This window comes from Leucobacter tardus (genome assembly GCF_017583045.1).
Classification (GTDB): domain Bacteria; phylum Actinomycetota; class Actinomycetes; order Actinomycetales; family Microbacteriaceae; genus Leucobacter; species Leucobacter tardus.
Genome location: NZ_JAGFBF010000005.1, coordinates 49,305 through 75,187, shown reverse-complemented (window position 1 = coordinate 75,187; position 25,883 = coordinate 49,305). Strand labels below are relative to the sequence as shown.

Annotated in this window: 30 protein-coding genes and 1 tRNA gene; 6 read left to right on the top strand and 25 right to left on the bottom strand. The window is 67.9% G+C overall.

Annotated features, from left to right (window positions below; all coding sequences use genetic code 11):
- Positions 1-42: 42 nt before the first annotated feature.
- The gene (locus J4H85_RS07425; RefSeq protein ID WP_208238365.1) at positions 43-318 is read left to right on the top strand and encodes a hypothetical protein; all 276 of its coding nucleotides are present in this window, start codon (positions 43-45) and stop codon (positions 316-318) included.
- A gap of 22 nt (positions 319-340) precedes the next feature.
- On the opposite strand, the gene J4H85_RS07420 is transcribed toward J4H85_RS07425, so the two are convergent.
- Positions 341-538 (bottom strand): hypothetical protein, encoded by a 198-nt coding sequence (locus J4H85_RS07420; RefSeq protein WP_208238363.1) that lies wholly within the window; start codon positions 536-538, stop codon positions 341-343.
- A 73-nt stretch (positions 539-611) separates the two neighbouring features.
- Here J4H85_RS07420 and J4H85_RS07415 point away from each other — a divergent pair, with 73 nt between their 5' ends.
- The gene (locus J4H85_RS07415) at positions 612-941 is read left to right on the top strand and encodes a hypothetical protein (RefSeq protein ID WP_208238361.1); all 330 of its coding nucleotides are present in this window, start codon (positions 612-614) and stop codon (positions 939-941) included.
- 321 nt (positions 942-1,262) lie between these two features.
- Here the strand turns inward: J4H85_RS07415 and J4H85_RS13990 are convergent, their stop codons facing one another.
- Positions 1,263-1,883 carry a site-specific integrase gene (locus J4H85_RS13990; RefSeq protein WP_307863499.1) on the bottom strand — a complete coding sequence of 207 codons (621 nt, stop codon included), beginning with the start codon at positions 1,881-1,883 and terminating at the stop codon, positions 1,263-1,265.
- Between the two features lie 6 nt (positions 1,884-1,889).
- On the opposite strand from J4H85_RS13990, the gene J4H85_RS13985 reads away from it, so the two are divergent.
- The 3 genes from J4H85_RS13985 to J4H85_RS07400 all read left to right on the top strand — a co-directional run bounded on the left by J4H85_RS13985 (position 1,890) and on the right by J4H85_RS07400 (position 2,912).
- On the top strand, positions 1,890-2,183 hold the full coding sequence (locus tag J4H85_RS13985; RefSeq protein ID WP_243893580.1) for a hypothetical protein: 294 nt from the start codon (positions 1,890-1,892) through the stop codon (positions 2,181-2,183).
- Positions 2,164-2,568 carry a hypothetical protein gene (locus tag J4H85_RS07405; protein ID WP_208240505.1) on the top strand — a complete coding sequence of 135 codons (405 nt, stop codon included), beginning with the start codon at positions 2,164-2,166 and terminating at the stop codon, positions 2,566-2,568. The genes J4H85_RS13985 and J4H85_RS07405 overlap by 20 nt, the downstream gene beginning before the upstream one ends.
- A gap of 83 nt (positions 2,569-2,651) precedes the next feature.
- Positions 2,652-2,912, top strand: coding sequence for a hypothetical protein (locus J4H85_RS07400; RefSeq protein ID WP_208238356.1), 261 nt, complete (start codon positions 2,652-2,654; stop codon positions 2,910-2,912).
- A 409-nt stretch (positions 2,913-3,321) separates the two neighbouring features.
- On the opposite strand, the gene J4H85_RS07395 is transcribed toward J4H85_RS07400, so the two are convergent.
- The 21 genes from J4H85_RS07395 to J4H85_RS07295 form a co-directional block, all read right to left on the bottom strand.
- Positions 3,322-3,404: transfer RNA gene (locus tag J4H85_RS07395), tRNA-Leu, on the bottom strand.
- 136 nt (positions 3,405-3,540) lie between these two features.
- Positions 3,541-5,013 carry a pyruvate kinase gene (gene pyk, locus J4H85_RS07390; protein ID WP_208238354.1) on the bottom strand — a complete coding sequence of 491 codons (1,473 nt, stop codon included), beginning with the start codon at positions 5,011-5,013 and terminating at the stop codon, positions 3,541-3,543.
- Entirely contained in the window at positions 5,010-6,038 is a 1,029-nt protein-coding gene (lgt, locus tag J4H85_RS07385) for a prolipoprotein diacylglyceryl transferase (RefSeq protein ID WP_208238352.1), read from the bottom strand. Before lgt ends, pyk begins: the two co-directional genes overlap by 4 nt.
- A gap of 57 nt (positions 6,039-6,095) precedes the next feature.
- Entirely contained in the window at positions 6,096-6,926 is an 831-nt protein-coding gene (gene trpA, locus J4H85_RS07380; protein WP_208238350.1) for a tryptophan synthase subunit alpha, read from the bottom strand.
- Positions 6,923-8,161, bottom strand: coding sequence for a tryptophan synthase subunit beta (gene trpB, locus J4H85_RS07375; RefSeq protein ID WP_208238348.1), 1,239 nt, complete (start codon positions 8,159-8,161; stop codon positions 6,923-6,925). Before trpB ends, trpA begins: the two co-directional genes overlap by 4 nt.
- Positions 8,162-8,211: 50 nt before the next feature.
- A complete protein-coding gene (gene trpC, locus J4H85_RS07370) occupies positions 8,212-8,982 on the bottom strand; it encodes an indole-3-glycerol phosphate synthase TrpC (protein WP_208238346.1) in 771 nt (256 codons plus the stop codon).
- A gap of 1 nt (position 8,983) precedes the next feature.
- Positions 8,984-9,217, bottom strand: a complete 234-nt coding sequence (locus J4H85_RS07365; protein ID WP_208238344.1) for an HGxxPAAW family protein — start codon at positions 9,215-9,217, stop codon at positions 8,984-8,986.
- Positions 9,218-9,295: 78 nt separating this feature from the next.
- A complete protein-coding gene (locus J4H85_RS07360; protein WP_208238342.1) occupies positions 9,296-9,946 on the bottom strand; it encodes a Trp biosynthesis-associated membrane protein in 651 nt (216 codons plus the stop codon).
- Positions 9,936-11,513 carry an anthranilate synthase component I gene (locus J4H85_RS07355; RefSeq protein WP_208238340.1) on the bottom strand — a complete coding sequence of 526 codons (1,578 nt, stop codon included), beginning with the start codon at positions 11,511-11,513 and terminating at the stop codon, positions 9,936-9,938. The genes J4H85_RS07360 and J4H85_RS07355 overlap by 11 nt, the downstream gene beginning before the upstream one ends.
- A 27-nt stretch (positions 11,514-11,540) precedes the next feature.
- A complete protein-coding gene (gene hisI / locus J4H85_RS07350; RefSeq protein WP_208238338.1) occupies positions 11,541-11,906 on the bottom strand; it encodes a phosphoribosyl-AMP cyclohydrolase in 366 nt (121 codons plus the stop codon).
- Complete coding sequence (gene hisF / locus J4H85_RS07345) at positions 11,903-12,682, bottom strand: imidazole glycerol phosphate synthase subunit HisF (RefSeq protein ID WP_208238336.1); 780 nt, start codon at positions 12,680-12,682, stop codon at positions 11,903-11,905. The genes hisI and hisF overlap by 4 nt, the downstream gene beginning before the upstream one ends.
- A gap of 13 nt (positions 12,683-12,695) precedes the next feature.
- The gene (gene hisG / locus J4H85_RS07340; RefSeq protein ID WP_208238334.1) at positions 12,696-13,538 is read right to left on the bottom strand and encodes an ATP phosphoribosyltransferase; all 843 of its coding nucleotides are present in this window, start codon (positions 13,536-13,538) and stop codon (positions 12,696-12,698) included.
- 40 nt (positions 13,539-13,578) lie between these two features.
- Positions 13,579-13,842, bottom strand: a complete 264-nt coding sequence (locus J4H85_RS07335) for a phosphoribosyl-ATP diphosphatase (RefSeq protein WP_208238332.1) — start codon at positions 13,840-13,842, stop codon at positions 13,579-13,581.
- 49 nt (positions 13,843-13,891) lie between these two features.
- On the bottom strand, positions 13,892-14,554 hold the full coding sequence (gene rpe / locus J4H85_RS07330) for a ribulose-phosphate 3-epimerase (RefSeq protein ID WP_208238330.1): 663 nt from the start codon (positions 14,552-14,554) through the stop codon (positions 13,892-13,894).
- Between the two features lie 9 nt (positions 14,555-14,563).
- Positions 14,564-15,934: an MFS transporter gene (locus J4H85_RS07325; RefSeq protein ID WP_208238327.1), complete on the bottom strand. Its 1,371-nt coding sequence runs from the start codon at positions 15,932-15,934 to the stop codon at positions 14,564-14,566.
- Positions 15,935-16,000: 66 nt separating this feature from the next.
- Positions 16,001-17,398, bottom strand: coding sequence for an RsmB/NOP family class I SAM-dependent RNA methyltransferase (locus tag J4H85_RS07320; RefSeq protein WP_208238325.1), 1,398 nt, complete (start codon positions 17,396-17,398; stop codon positions 16,001-16,003).
- 62 nt (positions 17,399-17,460) lie between these two features.
- Positions 17,461-18,405 (bottom strand): methionyl-tRNA formyltransferase, encoded by a 945-nt coding sequence (locus J4H85_RS07315; protein ID WP_208238323.1) that lies wholly within the window; start codon positions 18,403-18,405, stop codon positions 17,461-17,463.
- A gap of 64 nt (positions 18,406-18,469) precedes the next feature.
- Positions 18,470-20,509: a primosomal protein N' family DNA-binding protein gene (locus J4H85_RS07310; RefSeq protein WP_208238321.1), complete on the bottom strand. Its 2,040-nt coding sequence runs from the start codon at positions 20,507-20,509 to the stop codon at positions 18,470-18,472.
- 28 nt (positions 20,510-20,537) lie between these two features.
- The gene (gene metK / locus J4H85_RS07305) at positions 20,538-21,728 is read right to left on the bottom strand and encodes a methionine adenosyltransferase (protein WP_208238319.1); all 1,191 of its coding nucleotides are present in this window, start codon (positions 21,726-21,728) and stop codon (positions 20,538-20,540) included.
- 3 nt (positions 21,729-21,731) lie between these two features.
- Complete coding sequence (gene rpoZ, locus J4H85_RS07300) at positions 21,732-21,986, bottom strand: DNA-directed RNA polymerase subunit omega (protein ID WP_208238318.1); 255 nt, start codon at positions 21,984-21,986, stop codon at positions 21,732-21,734.
- 78 nt (positions 21,987-22,064) lie between these two features.
- Positions 22,065-22,724: a DUF8185 domain-containing protein gene (locus tag J4H85_RS07295; protein WP_307863496.1), complete on the bottom strand. Its 660-nt coding sequence runs from the start codon at positions 22,722-22,724 to the stop codon at positions 22,065-22,067.
- 85 nt (positions 22,725-22,809) lie between these two features.
- Between J4H85_RS07295 and J4H85_RS07290 the strand changes: the two genes are divergently transcribed.
- Positions 22,810-23,676 carry an acyl-CoA thioesterase gene (locus J4H85_RS07290; protein ID WP_208238316.1) on the top strand — a complete coding sequence of 289 codons (867 nt, stop codon included), beginning with the start codon at positions 22,810-22,812 and terminating at the stop codon, positions 23,674-23,676.
- A gap of 22 nt (positions 23,677-23,698) precedes the next feature.
- Here the strand turns inward: J4H85_RS07290 and J4H85_RS07285 are convergent, their stop codons facing one another.
- Positions 23,699-24,163, bottom strand: a complete 465-nt coding sequence (locus tag J4H85_RS07285) for an acyl-CoA thioesterase (RefSeq protein ID WP_208238314.1) — start codon at positions 24,161-24,163, stop codon at positions 23,699-23,701.
- 13 nt (positions 24,164-24,176) lie between these two features.
- Positions 24,177-25,859, bottom strand: a complete 1,683-nt coding sequence (ettA, locus tag J4H85_RS07280) for an energy-dependent translational throttle protein EttA (RefSeq protein WP_208238312.1) — start codon at positions 25,857-25,859, stop codon at positions 24,177-24,179.
- Positions 25,860-25,883 lie beyond the last annotated feature (24 nt).

Genomic DNA, 25,883 nt, shown 5'->3' with positions numbered 1-25,883 from the left:
ACCCGGTTCCCAATGTCAGCACCTTCGTCTACCATCGCACACATGTTCGAAACATCAGTACGAGACGCGGTCGCGCTTTGGTTCGATTCTGGACTGCCCGCCCGGATGGTGGCTGACCGCATGCGCTGGCGGGTGATCGACGTGCCCACGCCGCTCACGCGCGAACCCGAGTGGCTGCCGCCCGAGATCACGCATGCTCCGGCGCACTTCGTCGGCTGGCGGTTCACCGCGCGGAACGAGGTAGACGGGGTCGCCAGCGTCTTCGATGTGCACCGCGACGACGCGGGCAGGTGGCACGTCGCGCACCGGTACGACTGACAACGGCGGCGACCCCAGACGCCTACTCGTCCGCAGGATCGTCCGCGCCGCGCCGCCGCACACCCGCGTCGTACACCAGGCCGGCGGCGATACCGATCGGCATACCCAGCGCGATCCACAACCCGATGTTGTCCGTCACCGCACCGATCACGACACCGCCCAGCATGCCGTAGATGATGCCGAACACGAGCCCGTTGCTCTCACGCTCACCGCTTGCCATGGCGACAGCCTATCGGCGAGCACAGATCGGTGCGACGGCGTCGCTGCCGCCCTCCGGCCCGTAGACTCGGCTGATGAGCAGTGCAGAAGACCCCCTGAACCGACTGGAAACCGAACTCGGCCACGACGCGATCGAGAATCTCGCCGCCGCTGGCGCGCACCTGGCGACGCTCGCACAGCGGAACGTGCAGGAGACCGACCCCGAGGTCATTGAACAGCTCTTCCACGAGTACCTCGTCGCGTTCGAGACCGTCGCAGCGCAACCGATGATGACGCCGGGCGCTGTGGCGTTCGCAACGTCCAGACACACGGCGATCCTGTTGACCAGCCTCTGGCAGCGCGCAGGCGCAGACCCGGACGATCTGATGCGGATCATCGCCGAGAACCCGTTCGCGACGGAGTAGACGGCGCGCGTCAGCGACGTCGTCTATCACGGAACACACCCACCAGCGCGACGATTCCGATCAGCGCGAGTCCGAGTCCGAGGATCATGGGCCCACGATAACAGGCCCCCGGAGGACGAAGGCCCCGTGCAGGGAGTCGCCGCGGACGTCGCGGGTGAGCTTACGGGAACGGGGTGCCGGATGTGGGACTCGAACTCGAAGATCGGTCAATCACAGGCTCAACTTCCGCACGAAATCAACACTTTTGAACCCGGGTAAACCCCCTCGAACACCCCTGTTACCGCATCGAATGTGGGCAAAATGTGGGCAGACGAGGGCGCCTCAGGAGCCGAGATTACGTCCCCACTCGGTGCCCCTTGCAGCCTCGAGCACGTTCCGCTCCATGCGCTCTGCCACGTCGTCGAGATCACCGTCGAAGAGGTCAGCGTAGGTATCCAAGGTCATCGCGGCCGACTTATGTCCGAGCATGCGCTGAACCACCTTCACGTTCACACCGGACGACACCGCGAACGACGCAGCGGTGTGACGCAACCCATGTGGAGTGATCGTAGGAAACGATGCATCCGCAGCCTGTGCAGCTTTGACCGCCTTCGTGAACCATCCGCTCTTCGCATGCGGCAGACGTACATGCATCTTGCCGTCCCCGAAGAGGAGATCTTCTCCGCCTTTGCCCCTCTTGAGCTCGGCGAGGCGCGGACCGAGGAACGAGACGTACGGCACGGTTCGACGCTCATGGCCCTTCGGTGTGCCGACGTGCACTCGGTTGCCTGAGAGGACGGCGTTCTCCTCCACGGAAAGACGCCGGCGGACCTCGTTGAGGTTTCTGACCCGTAGGGCCGTTGCTTCACCCCACCGCAAGCCGGTGTAGGCCAACGTGAGGATCAGGTCTGGGTGTGGAGTGAGTGCGGCGAGAGCGTGCACGTGCTCGTGCGTGAGGTACACGCGCCGATGCTTCCGCCGCTTCGTGATCGATACCCTGGCCCCGAGCTGTCGATCTGGGGCATCCTCAGCCCGAACCAATGGCTCGGCGGATGGTTCAAGCTCGGCGGCGGGCTCGCGATCACCACCGCACTCGGTGCGTTCGCCGTCTCGCTGGGTGACGCGTCCGGCCTTACCTTCACCGGCGTGCTCGTGCTCGGGCTCAATGCCGCCACGCTCACCGCGGTTACACGCGACGCTCTCCAGCTCCGCCGTGCCGCGCATGTCGCACGGAGGGAGCAACGTGGAAACGTTCCTATCTGACATCGGCCCATACCTCGTCTCCGGTGGCATCTTCGGTGCGATCGCGACCGTCGCTGTCGCCATCATCACGTCACGATCGAAACGGGGAACCGAACGCGCAGATGCCGCCGCAACGATCACCGAGTCTGCGACTGACCTGCTCACGCCTATGCGCGAGGAGTTGGCGCGTCTTCGCGAGGATCAGCGGCAGCAGGCTGAGGACCACCGCGCCGAACTGCAGATCCTCACGCGTCGTGTCGCGAAGCTCGAGGGGATGGTCGAAGAGTACGCGCGTCGTGAATGGGCGCTCGTCCGCTACGTCCGCGCGCTTATCGATTCCCACCGCCGCCACGCACCGGGCGCGGAACTTCCCCCAGTTCCACAAGCCCTCACGGATCTCATCTGAATGCCCCCATCTGACTTCGGTCGGGTGGGGGCATTTTCGTTATGATGCTGTGAGATCGATCGAAACCAGGGAGACAGGGAATCATGAAGATCAAGAAGACACTCGCAGCGGGACTCGCCACCGTGGGACTGACGGCCGGGCTCTTGGTGGCCGCATCGCCTGCTCAGGCAGCCAACTACCATTACTACTCGGCGAGCTTCGATACGAAGACTGCGTGCCAGGCGCATACAATGTCGCGCATCGCAGTCCTTTCCGCATCGGGCAAGAAGATTGCGTCTTCGACTATCTGCAAGCACTACAAGGGTGAGTACAAGCCTTACTACTCGTTGATCAAGTACCGCTGATCGTCAGCATTTCCATATCGAGCGCCCCCATCTAACTTCGGTCGGGTGGGGGCGTTTTCGTGCGTCTACGGGCGATCCGTGACAGCCTGTGCTTATGAAGCGCGACACGAACACCACTCGACTTCCCACTGAAAAGGACTGCCGAGCAGCAGCCGCAATGATCGCCGCCGAGAGCATCGTCCGAACCATGTCGCGAGATCCACACGACGCTGCACTCGCCGCGTACATCGAGGGTGGCCCATCAGTCGAAGAACTTGAAGCGAGAATCTTGAACTTCCACGCGATAGCCGAGGCGAGGATTTCGGAGATGGAGAAGTGTGGGCAAAGTGTGGGCAAACCGTGGATTCAAAGAAACAGCAAACCCCCTACTTCCTAGTGTTTTCTAGGTGAGTAGGGGGTTCTTGTTGCGTGCCGGATGTGGGACTCGAACCCACACGCCCAAAGGACAAAGCATTTTGAGTGCTTCGCGTCTGCCAATTCCGCCAATCCGGCAAGGTGGGAAATCCACCGAAGCCACCCTATCGCAGCCGCACCCGGTGTCTGAACTCGACACTCCAGCTGCGGCCCATCGAAACGACGGAGCGGGTACCGGAATCGCCGGCACCCGCTCCGTCGGATGATCGATCGGTCAGTCGCCGATCGTTCCCTCGAGGGTGTGCTTGCGCGGCCGCGCCTCGGGAAGCTGACCGGTGGCCTCGCCCACGCGATGCACGCGGAGCGTGTTCGTCGAGCCCACGACCCCGGGAGGGGAACCAGCGATGACGAGCACGGTCTCCCCGATCTCCGCGCGGTGGTGACCGAGCAGCACGTGATCGACCTGCTCGAACATCTCATCGGTACTGTTCACGCGGGGCACCTCGAAGCTGCGCGCACCCCAGGTGAGTTCCATGCGACGGCGCGTCTCGAGACTCGGCGTGAACCCGAGGATGGGCATCGACTTGCGCAGACGCGACATGCGACGCACCGTGTCGCCCGACTCGGTGAACACGCAGATGTACTTCGCGCCGATGAAATCAGCGACCTCGGATGCCGCCAGCGTGAGCGCGCCGCCCTGCGTGCGGGGTTGCGTGCCGAACGACTCGATGCGGTCGAGCGCGTGATCCTCGGTGGTCTCGATGATGCGCGACATCGTCGCCACCGCCTCGATCGGGAACGCGCCGACGCTCGTCTCACCCGAGAGCATGACCGCGTCGGTCCCATCGAGCACCGCGTTCGCGCAGTCGGACGCCTCGGCGCGTGTCGGCCGCGGGTTGTCGATCATCGACTCGAACACCTGCGTCGCCACGATGACGGGCTTCGCGTACCGGCGCGACAGCGTCACCGCCTCGGCTTGCACGAGCGGCACGCGCTCGAGCGGCATCTCGACGCCGAGATCGCCGCGAGCGACCATGATGCCGTCGAACGCATCAACGATGGCTTCGAGGTTGTCGACGGCCTGCGGCTTCTCGATCTTCGCGATGACGGGAAGCTTGCGCCCCTCCTCAGCCATGATCTCGTGCACGCGGGAGATGTCGGCGGCGTCACGCACGAACGAGAGGGCGATGTAGTCGGCGCCGAGCTGCAGAGCCCAGCGGAGATCCTGCTCGTCCTTCTCGGAGAGCGCGGGCACGCTCACGGCGACGCCCGGAAGATTGATCCCCTTGTTGTTGGAGACGGTGCCGGGCACCTCGACCACCGTGTGCACCGTGTCTTCGGTGACGCGCACGGCGCGCAGACCGACCTTGCCGTCGTCGATGAGCAGCGGATCGCCGACCTCGACGTCGCCCGGCAGCCCTTGATAGGTCGTGCCGCAGATCGTGCGGTCGCCAGCGATGTCGCGGGTGGTGATGGCGAACTCGTCGCCCTCCGCGAGATCGTGCGGGCCGTCGGCGAATGTGGCGAGCCTGATCTTCGGACCCTGCAGGTCGGCGAGCACGGCGATCGGGCGTCCGACCTCGGTCTCCGCTCGCCGAATGTTGCGGTACACCCCTTCGTGCACGTTGTACGTGCCGTGGGACATGTTGAGGCGGGCGACGTTGACTCCCGCCCGGATCAGCTCGAGCGTGTGGTCGTAGCTCGCTACGGCCGGTCCCCATGTTGCGACGATCTTGGCGTGCCTCATCGACGTTCCTCTCCGACGCGTTCCAGGTCCGCGCCATCGGTGTCCTCATGGTCTTCCGTCTCGCCGTCAGCGGCGTCGACGTCGGTCTCCCGTGCATCGCCGTGATCGAGCACGTGATAGTACGCTTCAGGATCGCTCGTCTCGGCGAGCACGCTGTCCTGAGGGTTCGAGCGTCCGGGCACGTACACGGAGCGCTCGAGCCCCGGGTGACGACGGTGCTGCACGATGATCAGGATCACTCCGATGAGGATCGCGATGATCGCGGTCAGCACGTTGGTGCGGAGTCCGAGAACGATCAAGCTCGGGTCCACCCGCATCGACTCGATCACGCTGCGGCCCAGGCCGTACCAGATGAGGTACAGGCCGAAGAACTGACCCCAGCGCGGGCGCCACGCCCGCTCGATTGCGAGCAGCACGACGACGCCGAGTACGTTCCAGACGATCTCGTAGAGGAAGGTCGGGTGGAACAGTGTCTCCGGCGGCAGTCCGATCGGGAATGCCGCGTTGTCCGCCTCGATCTGCAGTCCCCAGGGCAGGGTCGTCGGACCGCCGAAGAGCTCATGGTTGAACCAGTTGCCGAGTCGCCCGAACGCCTGGGCGAGCAGCAGACCCGGGACCAGGGCGTCGGCGAACGACCAGAAACGCACGCCGGTGATGCGCGCGGCAATGAGTACGCCGAGCGCTCCGCCGAGCAGCGCGCCGAAGATCGCGATACCGCCGTCCCAGATGTTCCAGATCGCGTTCGGCACGAACGGGTTCCACCACTCCCGGCCCTGACCGAAGTAGTCGCCCCAGTGCGACGCGACATGGTAGAACCGAGCGCCGATGATGCCGAGCACCAGCGACCAGACCAGGAAGTCGAGGGTGACCCCGCGCTCCCCGCCGCGCTGAGTCAGCCGTCGGTTGGTCCAGATGCCCGCGGCGATCACGCCGATGATGATGCAGATCGCGTAGACGGCGATCCTCACCGGTCCGATCTCGATGAACTGCAGATCGGGGCTCGGGATACTGAATGGCAGGATCATCCACTCCTCTTTCGCGACTCGCTGTGCTCGACCCCGACTGGAACCGAGCGACCGCACCTATCCTAGCGGGCTGGATTCCGCACGTTCACCGTCAGACCGCTCGGTTCCGCGTGCGATCTCGCGCACGACGCGCGCGAGCGCGTCGACGCCGCCGTCGCGCAGCGCACGCACGAACGCCGTCCCGACGATCGCCCCATCGGCGTACTCGAGCGCCGAAGCGACCTGCTCGGCGGTCGAGATGCCGATGCCGACGCAGCAGAGATCCGCACCGTGCTCTCGCAGGCGCGCGGTCAGACGCGATGCCGCGGCGTCGAGCTCGGTCCGCTCGCCGGTGATGCCCATGGTCGAAACGGTGTACACGAACCCGGTGGTCGCCGCGGCGACCAGCTCGAGGCGCTCATCGCTCGAGGTCGGCGCCGCGAGGAATACGCGGTCGAGGCCGTGCTCGCGACTGACCAGCAGCCACTCGTCCGCCGAGTCAGGCGTAATGTCGGGGGTGATGAGCCCCGCGCCGCCGGCCGCGGCGAGCTCGGACGCGAACCGCTCGACGCCGTACTGCAGCACCGGGTTCCAATAGGTCATGACGAGAACCGGGATGTCGACGGCCTCGCGCACGCGACGCACGGCTTCGAACACGTGCGACACCCGGAAACCGGCTGCCAGCGCCGTCTGCGTGGCCTCCTGGATCACTACGCCATCCATCACCGGATCGGAGTACGGCAGCCCGAGTTCGAGCACGTCCGCACCGCTGCGCGCCATCGCGATCGCCGCGGCGACACTGGTGTCGAGGTCGGGGAACCCGACGGGCAGATACCCGACCAGCGCGCCCCGGCGCTCCTCCTGCGCACGGCGGATCGCCGCGGAGACGGTGGACTGCGACACGCTCATCCCTCGATTCCCGTCTCGTCGTCGATCAGCTCGAAGTACTTCGCAGCCGTCGCCATGTCTTTGTCCCCGCGACCCGAGAGGTTGACGAGAATCACCGCACCCTCGCCGAGCTGCGAGCCGAGGCGCAGCGCCCCGGCGAGGGCGTGCGCCGACTCGATCGCCGGAATGATGCCCTCGGTTCGTGCCAGGAGGCGGAGCGCCTGCATCGCCTCGTCATCGGTCACCGACTCGTAGGTCGCGCGACCGATGTCGGAGAGCCACGCGTGCTCGGGCCCGACACCCGGGTAGTCGAGACCGGCGGAGATGGAGTACGACTCCACCGTCTGCCCGTCTTCATCTTGGAGCACGTAGGTGCGCGTTCCGTGCAGCACGCCCGGCTTCCCGGTGCCGATCGTCGCGCCGTGCTCGCCCGAGGTGAGGCCGTGTCCGCCCGGCTCGAACCCGTAGAGCGCGACAGCGGGGTCGTCGAGGAAGGCGTGGAAGATGCCGATCGCGTTCGAGCCGCCGCCGACGCAGGCCGCGACCGCGTCGGGGAGGCGGCCGGTGAGCTCGAGCACCTGGTCGCGCGCCTCCTCGCCGATGATCTTGTGGAAGTCGCGCACCATGACCGGGAACGGGTGCGGGCCGTTGACCGTGCCGAGCAGGTAGTGCGTGTGATCGACGTTCGCGACCCAGTCGCGGAACGCCTCGTTGATCGCGTCCTTCAGCGTGCGGGACCCGGTCTTCACCGGGATCACCTCGGCGCCGAGCAGTCGCATGCGCGCGACGTTCAGCGCCTGGCGCTCGGTATCGACCTCGCCCATGTAGACGGTGCACTCCATGCCGAACAGTGCCGCCGCGGTAGCGGTCGCGACACCGTGCTGGCCGGCTCCGGTCTCTGCGATGAGGCGAGTTTTGCCGAGTCGCTTCACGAGCAGCGCCTGGCCGAGGACGTTGTTGATCTTGTGCGAGCCCGTGTGGTTCAAGTCTTCGCGCTTCAGCAGGATCCGTGCGTTTCCGGCGTGCGCGGCGAACCGCGGCACCTCGGTCACGATCGATGGCCGACCGGTGTAGGTCCGATGCAGCTCCGCGAGCTCGGCCGCGAACTCGGGATCCTGCTGCGCATCCTCGTACGCCCGCTGCACTTCATCGAGCGCTGCGATCAAGGACTCGGGCATGTACCTGCCGCCGAACTCGCCGAAGAAGGGGCCGGCCTCGGAGCGCAGCGGCTGCGCTCCCGGTGTCTGATCAGTCATGGTGCACCCTGTGCTTTCCGGTTCAGAAGGTCGGTCGGAGGTGTCGAGCCTCAGACGTTCAGGTAGGACGCGAGCGTCGCGATGGGATCACTGGTGACGAGCGCCTCGCCCACGAGCACCGCATCGGCACCCGCTTCGCGATAGCGCTCGACGTCCGAGATGTCGAGGACGGCCGACTCGGCGACGCGCACGACGCCCGCCGGCATCTGATCGGCAACGCGACCGAAGAGATCGCGATCGAGCTCGAACGTGCGCAGATCGCGCGCGTTCACCCCGATGAGCTGCGCCCCGAGATCGACGGCGCGCGCGACTTCCTCTTCGGAGTGGGCTTCGACGAGCGGCGTCATGCCGAGTTCACGGATGAGTCCGTGCAGCTGCACGAGACGCTCCTGCGGCAGCGCTGCGACGATGAGCAGCACCAGATCCGCTCCGGCTGCACGGGCTTCGAACACCTGGTACTCGTCGCCGATGAAGTCTTTGCGCAGGATCGGAATGCTGATCGCTTTCCGGACCGCTTCGAGATCGGCGAGGGACCCCTTGAACCGGCGCTCCTCCGTCAGCACGCTGACCACGCTGGCGCCACCCGCCTCGTACTGGGCGGCCAGCGTCTGCGGCTCGGGAATATCGGCGAGGTCGCCGCGCGACGGACTCGCGCGCTTCACTTCGGCGATCACCTTGATGTGATCAGCGGGCGCGAGGAACTCCAGCGCATCGAGCGCCGCGGTTCGCTCGAGCGCCGCGGCCTCGACCTCGGCACGCGAGACCGACTCTCGGCGCGTCCGGGCATCCTCGAGAGACCCTGCGAGCAGTTCGTCGAGCACGTCAGTCGTGCGACTTCGGGGTGAACCGGGGACCGTTCACGCCGAAACCGGCCTTGGCGAGAATCCACCCCAGCAGCAGGCCGACGACGACGACACCGACGCAGACCCACACCATGGTCGCCATGTGCAGGAAGAAGAAGACGGTGCCCGCTGCGATGCCGATCAGCATCACGACGACGGCGGTCCAGGCGGCGGGTGAGTCGCCGTGGCCGGGATCTCCGTGCTCGTTACTCATGAAACTCCTCTGAAAACAATGCGTACGCAGTCCAGCCTACCGGCTGTGCCGCGGGTTCGGGGACCGCCCGCCTCGGTGTCACGGTTTCCGATCGTCCGCTCCGGCACTCGAATCCGTCTCGTCGGGACCCACTGCGGCATCCTCGCTCGGATCGTCCCCCTCCGAGATCGCATCCCAGTCGGAGATGCGATCCGTGCGGCCGCCCGCGGTCGAACGCGCCGGGGAGGATTCGTATCGGCGGCCTCCGGTCGTCCACGAACGACCGACGACGCAGACGATCACGGCGATGAGTGCGACGAAGAGGCCGGCTCCAGCCGCGACCGCCGGCCACACCGACTGGTGCGCCTCCACCACGATCCCGGTCTGGTCCGACGCCCCGAGACCTGTCACCTCGCTGAGGGGTGCCCCGGCAGATGCGACGATGTCGCCGGTCGAACCGAAGACCCGCCGGATGCAGACGACCGCGATGCCGCCGCCGAGCAGCGCGGTGACCGCGGCGAGCACGGGACGGAGCACCTTCCCCGCGATGGACAGGGTGACCGACGCGGCGATGAGTGCGATCGCGATGGGCATGAGGGCTGGCGTCGTCTGCTGGCCGGTCACCGCGACCTCCGTGACAGTGGCCGCGCCCGGTGCGAGCGCGAACGTCGCCCACACCTGGGTCGATGCCACGAGGATCACAGCGGCACCGGCGAGGAGCAGCAGGACCAGGGAACGCTTACGCAGCATCACCGCTCCTCTCCGCGTCGCCGAGACGCTGCAGCGAGTTCGCGATCGCGACGGCGCGCAGCGGCGCCGCGGCCTTGTTCCGGGATTCCTCCTCCTCGAGACGCGGCACCGAATCGGCGACGAGTCCGCCACCGGCCTGCACCATGGCGACTCCGTCTCGGATGGTCGCCGTGCGGATCGCGATCGCGAGATCGGCTGCGCCGCCGAGGCCGAAGTAGCCGACGACTCCGCCGTACACTCCGCGCCGCACCGGTTCGAGTTCGTCGATGATGCGGAGGGCCCACGGCTTCGGCGCCCCCGACAGCGTGCCGGCAGGGAACGTGGCGCGCAGGGCGTCGACCGCATTCGCTCCCGCGGACATCCGGCCCTCGACGGTCGAGACGATGTGCATGATGTGGCTGAAACGTTCGATCCGCATGAACTCGGTCACCTCGACGGACGCCGGCTCGCAGACGCGCAGCATGTCGTTCCGCGCGAGATCCACGAGCATCAGATGCTCGGCACGCTCCTTCTCGTCGGCGAGCAGGTCGCGTTCGAACTGCTGATCCTCCTCGACGGTGCTGCCGCGCGGACGCGATCCAGCGATCGGGTGCGTCATGACGTGTCCGCTCTCCTGCACCGTGACCAGCGCTTCCGGGCTCGAACCGACCACGGCGAACGGCTGCCCCTCCGCGTCCTCCAGGTGCAGGAGGTAGAGGTACGGACTCGGATTCAGGTGCCGCAGCACCCGGTAGACGTCGAGCGGATCCGCGGTGCACTCCTGGTCGAACCGCTGCGAGATGACGACCTGGAAGATATCGCCGTCCACGATGTGCGCTTTCGCTCGCTCGACCTTCGCGAAGTACTCCGCCTCCGTCGTGCGTCGCCGCGGCTCGGCGTGCGCCTGTCGATCGAGCGTGCCGAGCGGAGACGGCACCGGGGCGGCGAGTGCCTCCTGCAGCACGTCGAGTCGCGCTTGGGCGTCCGACCACGCCGCATCGGCGTCGACCCCCTCGGACTCGGCGTCGCCGTCGTTCAGCACGTTCGCGAGCAGCACGATGCTCCCCTCGCGGTGATCGATCACCACGAGTTCGGACACGAAGCTGAGTCCCTGGGTCGGCAGTCCGGAATCCGACGCCGGCGGATGGTCGAGCTGCTCGAACTGCCGCACCGTCTCCCACCCCAGGTACCCGACGAATCCGCTGGCCAGCGGCGGAAGCCCGGGGACACCGGGCGAGCGCCACCGCTCGACGACGGCGCGCAGCGCCTCCACCGGCTGCATCGACGACACCCCGCCCGCGAGGAGCCGATCCTCATCGACGCCGCCGTCTGGGTCGATCGTCCAGTGCGCGTGTCCGTCGCGTTCGCCGAGCACGCCGAACGATCCGGCGCCGACGAAGCTGAAGCGGGTCCACACGCCGCCCTGCTCAGCGGACTCGAGCAGGAACGTGCCCGGGCGCGACGCGGCGACCTTCCGGTAGATCCCGACGGGAGTGTCGGCGTCGGCGAAGATCTCCCGGCAGACCGGGATCACAGCGTGCGTGGAGCGGGCCGCGGCGAACTGAGCGCGGGTCGTGGTGAGGGTCACCCGACCAGCCTATCGCGACGCCGACCGTCACTCCGCTGAGTCGGGATCCCCCACGAGGGCCGCGATCTCGCGCCCGTCGAAGCACGTGCGCGTGCCGGTGTGGCAGGCCGCACCCACCTGGATCACCCGCACGAGCAGGGTGTCGGCGTCGCAGTCGGCGGCGACACTGCGCACGTACTGCCGATGCCCCGAGGTGTCGCCTTTTCGCCAGTACTCCTGGCGCGATCGCGACCAGTAGGTCACGCGCCCCGTCGTGAGCGTCCGTCGCACGGCCTCTCGATCCATCCAGGCGAGCATGAGTACATCGCCCGTCGCATCGTCCTGCACCACGACGGGGAGCAACCCGTCCGCGCCGAAGACGAGCGCGTCCGGCACCGCGTCACGGGGGGTCATGCGCCGACCCCGCTCAGTCGCACCGTGTGCCCTGCGTCGGCGAGCGCTCGCTTGACCTCGGCGATCGTGAATGTCCCGTCGTGGAACACGGAGGCGGCGAGCACCGCATCCGCACCCGCTTCGATGGCCGGGGCGAAGTGCCTCAACTCACCGGCTCCGCCCGACGCGATCACCGGCACCGTCGCGAGCTCGCGGACGGCGCGCGTCAACTCGAGGTCGAACCCGGCGAGCGTGCCATCGGCGTCCATCGAGTTCACCAGCAACTCGCCCACCCCCCGATCGACGGCTTCGCGGCACCAGGCGAGCGCATCGAGATCGGTCTCGCGCTTGCCGCCGTGGGTAGTGACCACGAATCCGCTCGGCATCCGAGAGCTCCGTCGCACGTCGAGGGACAGCACGAGCACCTGCTCCCCGAAACGATCGGCGATCTCATCGATCACAGGGGGTCGTGCGATCGCCGCACTGTTCACACCGACCTTGTCGGCGCCCACTTCGAGCAGCCGCGCCACGTCGTCCGCGCTGCGCACGCCTCCGCCGACGGTGAGCGGGATGAAGACCTGCTCGGCCGTGCGCCGCACAACGTCATGAGTCGTGCCGCGGTCGTCGGCCGTCGCCGTGACATCGAGGAAGGTGAGCTCGTCTGCGCCCTGCTCGGCATACCGTGCCGCCAGTTCGACGGGGTCACCCGCATCGCGAAGATTCAGGAAGTTCACGCCCTTGACGACGCGGCCCGCGGCGACATCGAGACAGGGGATGACGCGCACACTGACGCTCATGAGGCGCCCCCGATCAGAGCCGCGCCGCGTGGATCGCGGTCACGAGGATGGCGCGCGCGCCGAGCTCGTAGAGACGATCCATCACGTCGTTCGCCGAGTCCGCAGGAATCATCACGCGGACCGCCACCCACGCGTCGTCCTTCAGCGGCGACACCGTCGGCGACTCGACGCCACCGGCGACCTCCGCCGCGAGCTCGAGCTGATCGGCGGGCAGATCGTACTCCACCATGACGAACTTGCGCGCCACCAGCACGCCGCGCAGTCGTCGCAGCAAGCGATCGATACCGGGGTGGCGCTGCTCGCCCGAGATGAGCACCGCCGTCGATTCCAGGATCACCGGACCGAAGATCTCGAGGCCTGCGGCGCGCAGCGTCGCCCCCGTCGACACGACGTCGGCCACCGCATCGGCGACGCCGAGACGGACGGACGACTCGACCGCGCCATCGAGCTTCACGAGCTCGGCGGTCACACCGTGCGTCTGCAGGAAGTCGTCGACGAGACGCGGGTAGCTCGTCGCCACACGACGGCCCTCGAGATGCGCGATCTCCGAGATCTCGCCGCCAGCCGGGGAGGCGAAACGGAATGTCGAATCTCCGAACTCGAGGTGATCGATCTCGTGCGCTGAGGAGCCCGAGTCGAGCAGCAGGTCGCGGCCGGTGATGCCGACATCGAGCGCACCCGACCCGACGTACGTGGCGATGTCACGGGGGCGCAAGTAGAAGAACTCGACGCCGTTCCTGGCGTCGGTGTGGACGAGCTGACGGCTGTCTCGGCGGCCGGAGTATCCGGCTTCGGCGAGCATCTGCGAGGCGACCTCGGAGAGCGAGCCCTTGTTGGGAACCGCGATGCGGAGCATGGGTGGTCCTTCGTGTGAGTGCGAGATGGAGGGTGGCGGTTTACAGGTGCCGATACACGTCGGCGAGGGACATGCCCTTCGCGAGCATCAGCACCTGCAGATGGTAGAGCAGCTGACTGATCTCCTCGGCGCACGCGTCATCCGACTCGTACTCCGCCGCCATCCAGACCTCGGCCGCTTCCTCCACGACCTTCTTCCCGATGGCGTGGACGCCGGCGTCGAGCTGGGCGACCGTTCCGCTGCTCTCGGGGCGCGTCGCGGCCTTCTCGGCGAGTTCGGCAAAGAGGTCATCGAAGGTTTTCACCCCACCAGCGTACCGTGCCGCACCGCACGCCGACGCCGGTCGCCTCGGATCAGTGCGCGTGATCGCGCGCAGCCGCCCGGAGCTCCGCGATCCGATCCTCGGGAACACCGCCGTAGACCGCGGAACCGGCGACGAATGTATCGGCTCCCGCTTCCGCGGCGACGCCGATGGTCTCCGCCGAGACGCCGCCATCCACCTGCAACCAGACGTCGAGCCCCAGACGATCTCGCGCCGCTCGCAGCTCGCGAAGCTTCGGCATCGTCTCGGGCATGAACGACTGACCGCCGAAACCGGGCTCCACCGTCATCACGAGAACCTGATCGAATTCGGGCAGCAACTCGAGGTACCGGGCGACCGATGTCCCGGGTTTGAGCGCGATGCCCGCGCGCGCACCCATCTCGCGGAGACGCCTGGCGAGCGCGACCGGATCCTCCGCCGCCTCGGCGTGGAACGTGACCGAGTAGGCGCCGAGTTCTGCGTACGCGGGCGCGTGCGCATCGGCTCCGGTGATCATGAGGTGCACATCGAGGGGAATCGGCGAGACCTGCTGAATGCGCTCGACAACGGGCGGACCGAACGTGAGGTTCGGCACGAAATGATTGTCCATCACGTCGACGTGCACGAGGTCGGCGGAAGCGATGCGCGCGAGCTCGGACTCGAGATTCACGAAGTCGGCGGAGAGAATGCTCGGATTGATGCGCGGTGCGGTCACCTGCTCAGTCTATCGAGGCTCCGGGCCGGTCTCGGCGATCGGCTGGGAGGGTGTGCTCGTGAGGAAGCTGCGCGACACGCGGCGGTAGGCGCGGGTCAGCGAAGCGCCGGCGGCGAGCGCGATCGACACCAGGCCCGTGAAGCAGAAGATGAGGGCGATGCCGCGGGCGTCGCCCGTGCCGAGGAGCCCCTCCCAGCGCTCGCGACCCTCGGAAGTCTCCATATACGGTACGACGCCGAACTCGGCGATCGGCGCAATGATGAACGAGGCGATCGGGGCCATTGCGGCTTCGAAGGTCATCGCGAACCCGAACACCCGCCCCTGATGGTCGAAGGGTACGACCCGCTGGATCACGGTCTGCTCGGCGGCTTCGATGGCGGGCATGATCATCATGAACAGGGCGATACCCGCGACGAAGAGCCACCCCGCGTCGCGGATCGTGAAGACACTCCCGATCACCCCGGTCGCGGCGACGAGGATGAGCATGGTGCGGATCGGGTTCTTGCCGAGACCGAACTTCGCGACGATCGCGCCGCCCAGCACGAATCCGACGGAGGCGATGCCGAAGAAGATGCCCCAGGCCTCGACGGAGAAGACGGTCAAGCCGTACGGATCGAGGAGCGCCATGAACACGCCGCCCGTGAGGTTGTTGAAGGTCGTGAACACGATGAGCGCGAGCAGACCGGGAACCGCGAGCGCCGCGAGGAACCCTCCGCGGAAGTCCACGGCGCGACGATCGGGGTCGACCTGGATCTCGGGCTCGGCGACACGGATGAGATGCAGGTGGACGAGCGGGATCGCGGTGCAGACCGTCGCGATGACGATCGTCCACGCCATGCCGAGCTGACCGATGGAGAGCCCGCTGAACACGCTCGTCGCGATGAAGGCGATGCCCTGTACCGTGCCCACGAGCCCGTTCGCGTTGGCATGGCGATCCGGCGGAACGAGCAGTGTCACGGTCGTCGAGAGCGCGAGATTGCGCAGCATCTCGACGACGCAGCCGATCAGGATCACGAGGGTGAAGACCCAGAACCATGGGCCGGTCAGCGAGAGCAGCGCATCGGCGGGCACGGTGAAGAAGATGGTGCAGGCGATGAGGAACGCGGTGAGCGACGCCCACGCTGACGCCCGCATGGCGATCAGCTTCCGATGACGGTCCACGATGCTGCCGAACAGCATCGAGCTGAGGGCGATGATCATCATGTAGCCACCGCCGAGGATTCCCGTGGCGAGAATGCTCTGCGTCTCGAGGTACACCCAGAACGTGAGCGCGAACCAGAGAAAGTTCGACGTCAGGTTCGCGACGGCGGTGTTGACCACGAGATGCAGGAACGTGCGCGTGCCACCCCCTCGGGGCTTCGATGCGTCCGCGGCTTTCATGCGGACAGGATAGACGCCCGCACCGACATTGGACAGGGGTGCACGGTGCTTCCCTGCGCCGAAAACTCAGCCGGTGCGCTCGAGCAGCGCCACGAACATCGCGTCGGTGCCGTTCCGGTGCGGCCAGAGTTGGGCGCTCAGCCCGGACTCTCCGAGGTCGAGCGGCTTCCGGGCGAGTCCGTCGAGCACCGCGTGCGCGTCGAGCTCGGTCAGCTCGGGCCTGGCACGCAGGAAGCGGTTGAGCACGCCACGCGTCTCCGCGACGTGCGGCGAACACGTCACGTAGGCCAGAATGCCGCCGGGGGCGAGATGATCGGCCGCCGCGGCCAGCAGTTCCTCTTGCAGCCGCGTCAGCCCGGGGATCTCCCCCGGTGTCTTGCGCCAGCGGGCTTCCGGCCTCCGTCGCAAGGCCCCCAGCCCTGAGCACGGTGCATCGACCAGAATGCGATCGAACACGGCGCCGTCCTCCGCGCTGCCGCCGTAGGCGTCGTCGTCGCGTCCGTCATGCGTGACGAGCTCGACGTCGAACGCAGCGACCGCCCCGGCGACCAGTTCGGTGCGATGCGCGGAGACCTCGTTGGCCCTGACCGAGGCTCCGGCTTCGGTCGCCTCGGCGGCGAGCACGGCGGTCTTGCCCCCCGGACCGGCGCAGACGTCCATCCAGCGCTCCCCCGCCCGGACGGGCCGCGCCCGCGTGAGCGCCAGTGCGGCCAGCTGCGAGCCCTGATCCTGCACTCTGACTGTTCCGGCCTCGGCACCGAGTTCGGCGATGATCCGACCCGGGTCGCCCGACACGAGTTCCGCACCGATGGGCGACGGTCCGGCGACCGCGATCAGCTCGCCATCGACGGCATTGTCGATCGCCGTCCCGTCGAGCCCGTTCCCGGGGAGCAGCGCGACCTGTACAGCGGGAGCCCGGTTGTCGGCCTCGAGCAGTGCCTCGAGCTCCTCGGCGCGTTCTTCAGCGCGCAGCGCGTCCCGGAGCGCGCGGACGATCCATCCGGGGTGGGAGGTTCGGTCGGCCAGCGCCGCATCCGCCGACGCAGCCGACTCGACGATGCGCGCATCCCACGCTGCGGCATCCTGCCGCCCGATCGCGCGCAGCACACCGTTCACGAAACCCGCGGCCTGAGCACCCGCCACGCGTCGCTGCAGTTCCACACTCTCGTGCACCGCGGCGTGCGGCGCAACGCGCGTCGCCAGGAGCTGGTGCGCCCCGAGCCGCAGCACATTCCGGGTCCGCGAGTCGATGCGGTCGATCGTCCGGTTCGCGGCGAGCTCGATGATGCGGTCGTAGCGGCCGCGTCCGCGCAGCGCACCGGCGGCGAGCTCGGTGGCGAGCCCGGCATCACGACTGTCGAGGCCGGCCTCGCGGATACGGGAGGGCAGGGCGAGGTTGGCGTACGCATCCCGATCCTCGACATCGCGGAGCACGTCATACGCGACGAGGCGCGCCGCCGACACGTTTCCCTGAGGTCTGGGCTTGCGCTCGGCACCACGGTGCCGGCGCTCCGCCTCACGCCGACTCACGAGATCACCGCGCTGCCGCCGCGGCCGCGCAGCCAGGCTGCGCCGTCCATCGCTCCCTTGCCCGCGGGCTGCACCCGGACGAGCTCGAGTGCACCGTCCGAGAGGCGCAGCAGCGCACGCTTGCCGGCGATGACCGCGATGGCCGCGGGCTCGCTCCCTCCGCCCGATACGGGGTCGGGCGGGCCGGGGGTTCCGTCGACACGGCGAATCTCGAGCAATTTGAGCGGCTGACCGTCGCACTCGGCGTACGCACCGGGTTCCGGAGTCGCACCGGCCCACTGGTCGAGCACCGCGTCCACGGGTCGGGTGAGGTCGAGACGACCGTCGGCGCGCTGCAGTTTCGCCGCAGTAGTGGCCTCACCGCGCTGAGGTTCCGCGGTGAGCGACCCGTCGGCCAGACCGTCCACGGCGCGCACGAGCGTCCGCGCCCCCGAAACGGCGAGTGCGGAGAGCGCTGCCCCCGCCGACGTTCCCGGCGGAAAATCTTCAGCATCACGGGCCAGCACATCACCCGCATCGAGCTCGTCGACGAGCCGAAAAACAGTGACCCCGAGGCGGCGCTCCCCCGCCATCAACGCGCGCTGGACGGGAGCGGCACCGCGCCAGCGCGGCAGATCGGAGAAGTGCAGATTGATCCACCCCTCGTCAGGCGCGGAGAGCAGGGGTTCGCGCAGGAGACCCCCGTACGCCACGATCACGCCGAGATCGGGGGCCAGGTCGCGCACCCACGCGAGCGTCTCGTCGTCGAGCCGGTTCGAACGGTGCACGGGGATACCGCGCTCTTCCGCGAGCTCGGCGATCGGCGACGGTGTCAGTACGCGCTTCCGTCCGATCGGTGCGTCCGCGCGAGTGATCACCCCGACGATCTCGTGACCCGCGTCCGCGAGTGCGATGAGACTGGGACCCGCGAGTTCGGGAGTGCCGGCGAAGACGATGCGCATCCACCTATTCTCGCAAACTTCGCCGATACTGCGGACTGCCGACTGCGCGCCGCCGATCCCGGCGTCAGCCGTCGAAAACGCTGCGGTCGTCGAACCGCAGCCTCAGCGCTCCCGGTCGCGCGCGCCCCGGAGTCTTGCCCCGGTTCCGCGCAGACGACCCCGCTGCGTCAGCGACCAGGGCGCCGCGCAGGCGCTTCGCGACCTCAGCTCCCTTGGCATATTCGAAGCGGACGATGGCGCGGACCAGCGGAGGATCCCCCGGGTCGGTGGGCTGAGGCGCCGGCCCGAGCACATCGATCTGCAGCCCGTCGAGGGCGCCGAGCGCACGATCCACCTCGGCTCGTCCACCGCTCACGGCCGCGACCCGGACAGCCGGCGGATACGCGAGCTCCTGACGCATCATGAGCTCGTCATGCAGCCACGGACCGATCCTGCCGGTCACGAAGGCGCGGACGACCGGACCGCCGCCGGAAGCGACCAGGCACGCCCCGTCGGGCGCGGCGAGGGCGGCGGCGTTCTCCCACCACCTGAGGCAGTCCTCGCCCGCCCGGAGGGTCTCCAAGCCGAGCAGTCGCTCCACGTCGAGCAGGACGACCAGGCGGTATCCGCCTGCGGCGAGAGGCTCCGCGCCTCGGGTCGCCACCACCAGCGCGGGCCGCGCGTCCACGCGTTCGCGCGGATGGTCCCCGTCGCTCAGCAGCACCCGAGCGCCGGAGAACTGACGCTCGAACTGTTCGACGGTGCGCTGCGAGCCCATGCCGCGCTCCACGAGTCGCCTGCCGTCGCAGGTCGCGCACTGCCACTTCGTCGCGTACTCGCCGCACCAGCGGCACGCGGCGCGTCTGGCCTCGCGGAACCCGATGGGACCCCCGCAGTGCCCGCATCGTGCGAGATCCCCGCAGCTCTCGCACACCGCGACCGGCGCGTACCCCGGGGTGGCGACCTGCACGAGGACCGGCCCCTCCCGCAACGCCTGTCGAATCGATCGTGCCGCGAACTCGGGAACCCGCCCGCCCACCGAGTCCGGAGCCGTGGCGGCATCGGCGTGGATCACCCGCGTCCGACGCGGCGGATGGGTTTCGGCCCGCACGTACCCGAGCTCCACCAGTCGCTCGACCTCGGCGCTGCGCGAGTGCGCGGCGAAGAGCAGCCCCGCGCCCGATTGCTCGGCCCGCACGAGCGCCGCATCGCGCGGATGGACGTATGGCGCGAGCGGTTCCGCGAGGACCGGATCCCCGTCGTCCCAGACGATGACCGCGCCGAGCGCAGCAGCCGGCGCGTAGACGGCCGATCGGTTGCCGACGATGATGCGCGGCTCGTCGTCGAGCGAGCGGAGAAACGCCGCGTACCGTTCGGACCCGGTCTGACGGGAGTCCACCCTCACGGGGTCGCGGTGGCCGAGCGCCGCGAGTGCGTCGCGCACCTGATCGAGGTCGCGATAGTCCGGGAGTACGAGTATCGCGCTCCGCCCTCGGGCGAAGACCGTGAGGGCGACCTCTGCCAGATGCAGCGCCCACCCCGCGACCCACTCTCCCGTCAGGAGTCGGGTCGGGCCGTGGGACGGCGTCACCGCGAGACGTGCCCCCGCGGTGAGCAGATCGGCGGTCTCCTCGTGCCTGACGGTGGGAGCCCAGCGCTGCAGGGGCGCCGATCCGGATCCCGCGCCGCCTTCAGCATCATTCGGTGCGGCATCGGCGTCGTCGACGGCGTCGGCCGGCGCCGCGAGCGCTGCGAGATGCTTCTTCTCGACCCGGACGTGGCGGGTCGGAATCGCGAGTCGCAGGATGTCGCCCGCGGACCCTCCGGCGCGGTCGGCGACGGCTCGCGCGAGTCGCCACACCTCCGAGGTGAGCTGGGGCACCGGAGACACGATTTCGCTGACCGCCGAGAGCTCGCCGCCGAAGTCGCTGCGCTCGGCGAACTCGATGACGTATCCGAAGCTCTTCCGCGTCTGAGACCGGAACGGGACGCGCACGCGCTGACCGACGCGCAGATCGTCGGCCAGCTCATCTGGCACGGCATAGTCGAACAGATGGTCGAGCTGGGGCAGGGCCGAGTCGAGCAGTATCCGCGCGACGCGCCGGCCCTCCGGTCGCTCGCTCACGACGCGTCACCCACGATGGCGCGCCGGCTCAGAGACCCGCGGCTGCGCGCAACTCGTCGATGCGCGGCGTGGCCTCCCACGTGAACTCGGGCAGCTCCCGGCCGAAATGACCGTAGGCCGACGTCTTCGCGTAGATCGGCCGGATCAGCTGCAGATCGCGGATGATCGCGAGGGGTCGCAGGTCGAAGACCTCGCGCACCGCCGACTCGATCCGCTCAACCGGCACCGTCTCGGTTCCGAAGGTTTCGACGTACAGGCCGACGGGGTGCGCTCGTCCGATGGCGTAGGCCACTTGCAGCTCCGCACGACGCGCCAGACCGGCACGCACGACGTGCTTCGCGACCCAGCGCATGGCGTACGCGGCTGAGCGGTCGACCTTCGACGGGTCCTTCCCGCTGAACGCGCCGCCACCGTGCCTGGACCAGCCGCCGTAGGTGTCGATGATGATTTTGCGACCGGTCAATCCGGCGTCGCCCATCGGGCCGCCGACCACGAACGGCCCGGCGGGATTGATGAGGAGCTCGGTATCGGCGCTCGAGAGCTCGACCTGCTCGAGCACGGGCCGGATGACCTCGCGCTCGACGACCTCGCGCAGCGCGTGCTGAGAGATATCCCTGCTGTGCTGCGTCGACAGCACGACTGCCTCCACCGAAGCGGCACGATCGCCGTCGTACCCGATCGTCACCTGGGTCTTGCCGTCGGGACGCAGCTCGGGCACGATGCCGCGCTTGCGCGCATCCGTGAGGCGCTCGGCGAGGCGATGCGCGATCCAGCTCGGCAGCGGATGCAGTTCGGGAGTCTCATCGGTGGCGAATCCGAACATGATGCCCTGATCGCCCGCGCCCTGACTGCTCAACGCGTCATCGAGCGTGCCGCTGCGCTGCTCCAGCGAGCTGTCCACGCCACTCGCGATGTCGGGAGACTGCTGCCCGATCGATACCGACACACCGCAGGAGGACGCATCGAACCCCATGTCGGAACTCGTATAGCCGATTCCGCGGATCGCCTGGCGCACCAGCTGCGGGATCTCGACGTAGCCCGAGGTCGACACCTCGCCGGCGACGTGGACCAGTCCCGTTGTGACCAGTGTCTCGACAGCGACCCTGGCACCCGGATCCTGATCGAGCATCGCATCGAGGATCGTGTCGGAGATGCGATCGCAGATCTTATCGGGGTGCCCCTCGGTGACCGACTCTGACGTGAACTGCCGCAGCGCCACGGACTAAACGCCCTTGGCGGTGATCTCGAGCTTGTCTTCGACGATCTCGTGCAGCGCGATCGACAGCGGCTTGTCATCGACCGAGGAGTCGACGAGCGGCCCCACGTTGTCGAAGAGGTTCCCGTCGTGCAGATCGGTGTAGTAGTCGTTGATCTGACGCGCGCGCTGCGAGGCGAAGGTCACGAGAGCGTACTTCGAGTCCACCTTCTCCAGCAGGTCGTCGATGGGCGGATCGATGATCCCGTTCACATTGGCCATTGAAATACTCCTCAGGGGTTGACCACGACAGTCTAGCGGATGGACCCGAGCGGACTGCCGGGCAACGTTTTCAGGGGGTCAGCCGAGCAGCGCCCGCACGACGACGTGACCGTGGCCACTGCTCAGTCGCACCCAGGTCACGGTGCGCGAAACGCGCACCGTCTCGGCGCCGGACAGGAACCCCATCGTCTCGGCGGCGAAGGCAGCCGCGGCCGGGATGCCTGGAGCCATTTCAAGACCCCACACCGATGATCTGACCTTGTGCACGACCGCCTCTCCCGGGTTGTCCGGAAGCGCCGCCGCGACGCGTTCGCTGCCCTCGCGGGCGACGCGCGCGAGGGACCCGGCATCGATCTCACCCGCCGACCGCCATCCCTCCACAGGCGGCAGCACCCCGGTCCACGCGGCCATAGCCGTCACATCGGGGAGCACCAGCTCTCGCTCGTCGTCGCTGATGCGCGCCAGGCGATCCAACAGCGACCTCGCGAGGACCGTGACGTCGACGGGCTCCACCGGCGTCTCGGCGAGCGACCACCCGCGCATCACGAGCACGACCGGGATCCCGTCGGTCAATCCGCGAGGCGCCTGCGTGCACCCGTACACCGCGAGCACATCGTCGCGCGAGAGCAGCCGAACCTCGGGAGACCCCGCTCGTTCGAGCCGTTCCAGGAACCGCCGCAGATCGTCGAGGTCCGCCGAGCCGCGAAAGATGAGGGAGCCGAGAGAGGGTGTGGACACGAGCTCCACACTATCCGGGTGCGCTGCGCGGCACCTCCTAGACTGGGGACGCACACCTGACCCCCGCGGCCACAGGAGGCCTCACATGACCCAGACCCCCGACCTCGTCGAGATGCTCTCCGTCATCGACTCGGGCGCCCGCACGCGGGAGGACATCCTGACCGGTCCCGCCCTCCCGACGCCGCACGGTCGATCGTTCGGGGGGCAGGTCCTCGGACAGGCGATCTCCGCCGCAGGCGGAACGGTCGACGACGCCCTCGAGATCCATTCGATGCACGGGTACTTCCTGCGTCCGGGTGACAGCTCCGAACGCATGACGTTCGAGGTCGCGCGCCTGCACGACGGTCGATCCTTCTCGACGCGGCGCTCACAGGCCTACCAGAACGGCGACGTCCTCATGTCGATGATCGCGTCGTTCCAACGCCCCGACTCGGGTCTCGAGCACCAGGACTCCATCGAGATGACCGGGATCCCGGAGCCTGACGAGCTGCCGACCGTCTGGGACACCTACGGTCATCTCGCGGGATCCGGACGCGCCTCATGGGTCCTGAACCGGCCCTTCGACTTCCGCTACGTCGAGTCCGACATCATCCTGCGGGTCTCTGAGCGAACGAACCGGCAACGGGTCTGGATGCGGTCGCGCGACGCCCTCCCCGCCGGCCACCTGCTGCACGCCGCAGCGCTCGCCTTCGCCAGCGACTACCTGCTGCTCGAACCCATCGCGAGACAGCACGGCATTCCGTGGGCGACGCCTGGCCTCCGCGTCGCCAGTCTGGATCATTCCATGTGGTTCCACCGCCCGTTCCGCGTCGACGACTGGCTGCTCTACGAACTCGACTCCCCCACGTCGCAGGGCGGACGCGGGCTCGCACACGGACGCTTCTACAACCCGAGCGGCGCGCTCGTGGCGAGCGTGTCGCAGGAGTCGATGATCCGCCTCCCCGCGGAGTAGCCGCGCGTCGATGCCGCGGAGGTCACCCCCGCCGCATCGACACCGGTGCGTCGCACCACGGTTCGATCGATGCCCGCGCCGCGTCGGAGAGTCGCTGCGGGCGCAGCGACTCCCCGTCGACGATGACGATCGTGGTGATCGCGCGAGCGACGACGTCGCTCCCCTCACCGCCGGCGCTGATCTCGTAGTGGAGCTCGAGGCTCGAACCGCCGAGCTTCCCGATCCAGATCTCCACGGCGATCGGAGCATCCGCGTACTCGAGCACGCGCACGAACTCGATCTGCTGGTTCGCCACGAGCATCTTGGGCCCCCCGGGGATGTCGCCCCGGAAGTGCCCCTCCATGCCGTTCCGTTCACCGCCGGCGCCCGGCCAGAACGTGCGCACCCGCGCCTCTTCCAGGTACCGCGCGAAAGCGACGTTATTCACGTGCCCGTACGCGTCCTGGTCGCCCCAGCGGAGCTCCATCGAGACACTCCATCGCGCCATGCATCGACTCCGATCAGTCGCGCGTCAGCTTGCGGTACGTCATGCGCGACGGCTTCGCCGCCTCCGGGCCGAGACGCTCGATCTTGTTCTCCTCGTAGGCCTCGAAGTTGCCCTCGAACCAGTACCAGTTCGCCGGGTTCTCCTCGGTGCCCTCGTAGGCGAGGATGTGCGTCGCGATGCGGTCGAGGAACCACCGGTCGTGGGTGATGACGACGGCGCAGCCCGGAAACTCGAGCAGCGCGTTTTCCAGGCTCGTGAGCGTCTCGACGTCGAGGTCGTTCGTCGGCTCATCGAGCAGCAGCACATTGCCGCCCTGCTTCAGCGTCAGCGCCAGATTGAGTCGGTTGCGCTCACCGCCGGAGAGCACGCCGGCCTTCTTCTGCTGATCCGGCCCCTTGAAACCGAACGTCGAGACGTAGGCGCGCGAAGGGATCTCGGTCTTGCCGACCTGGATGTAGTCGAGTCCGTCAGACACGACCTCCCACACATTCTTCTCGGGGTCGATGCCGCCGCGCGACTGGTCGACGTAGCTGAGCTGCACGGTGTCACCGATCTTCAGCTCGCCACCGTCGAGCGGCTCGACGCCGACGACGGTCTTGAAGAGCGTCGTCTTTCCGACGCCGTTCGGGCCGATGATGCCGACGATGCCGTTGCGGGGCAACGAGAACGAGAGTCCGTCGATGAGCGTCCGGTCCCCGAAGCCCTTCTGGAGGTTCTTCGCCTCGAGCACGAGGTTGCCGAGACGCGGGCCGGCGGGGATCTGGATCTCCTCGAAGTCGAGCTTGCGGGTGCGCTCGGCCTCCGCGGCCATCTCCTCGTACCGCGCGAGGCGGGCCTTCGACTTCGCCTGGCGGCCCTTCGTGTTCGAGCGCACCCAGTCGAGTTCTTCTTTCAGACGTTTCTGCAGCTTCGCGTCCTTCTTGCCCTGCACCTCGAGACGCGCGGCCTTCTGCTCGAGGTAAGTCGAGTAGTTGCCCTCGTACGGGTAGAGCCGACCGCGGTCGACCTCGCAGATCCAGGTGGCGACGTGGTCCAGGAAGTACCGATCGTGCGTGACGGCCATGACCGCGCCGGGGTACTTCGAGAGGTGCTGCTCCAGCCAGAGCACGCTCTCAGCGTCGAGGTGGTTCGTGGGCTCGTCGAGCAGGAGCAGGTCGGGCTTCTCGAGCAGCAGCTTGCACAGGGCGACGCGGCGCTTCTCACCACCGGAGAGGTGCTTGACGACGGCATCCGCCGGCGGGCAGCGCAGCGCGTCCATCGCCTGCTCGAGCTGCCCTTCCAGCTCCCAGCCGTCGACGTGATCGATGGCCTCCTGCAGCTCGCCCATCTCGGGCAGCAGCACGTCGTAATCGGCATCGGGGTTCGCCATCTCGGCCGAGATCTCGTTGAAACGGTCGAGCTTCGCCTTGATCTCGCCGACGCCCTGCTCGACGTTCTCGAGCACGGTCTTCTCCTCGTCGAGCTCGGGCTCCTGCATCAAGATGCCCACGGAGTATCCCGGCGTGAGGATCGCGTCGCCGTTCGACGGCGTGTCGAGCCCGGCGATGATCTTCAGGATCGTCGACTTGCCGGCGCCGTTCGGCCCCACCACACCGATCTTCGCTCCCGGCAGGATCGCCGTCGTCACATCATCGAGGATCACCTTGTCGCCGTGCGCCTTGCGCGCGCGCACCATCTGGTAAATGTACTCAGCCATCCCGCCAGGATACCCTGTCGAGCA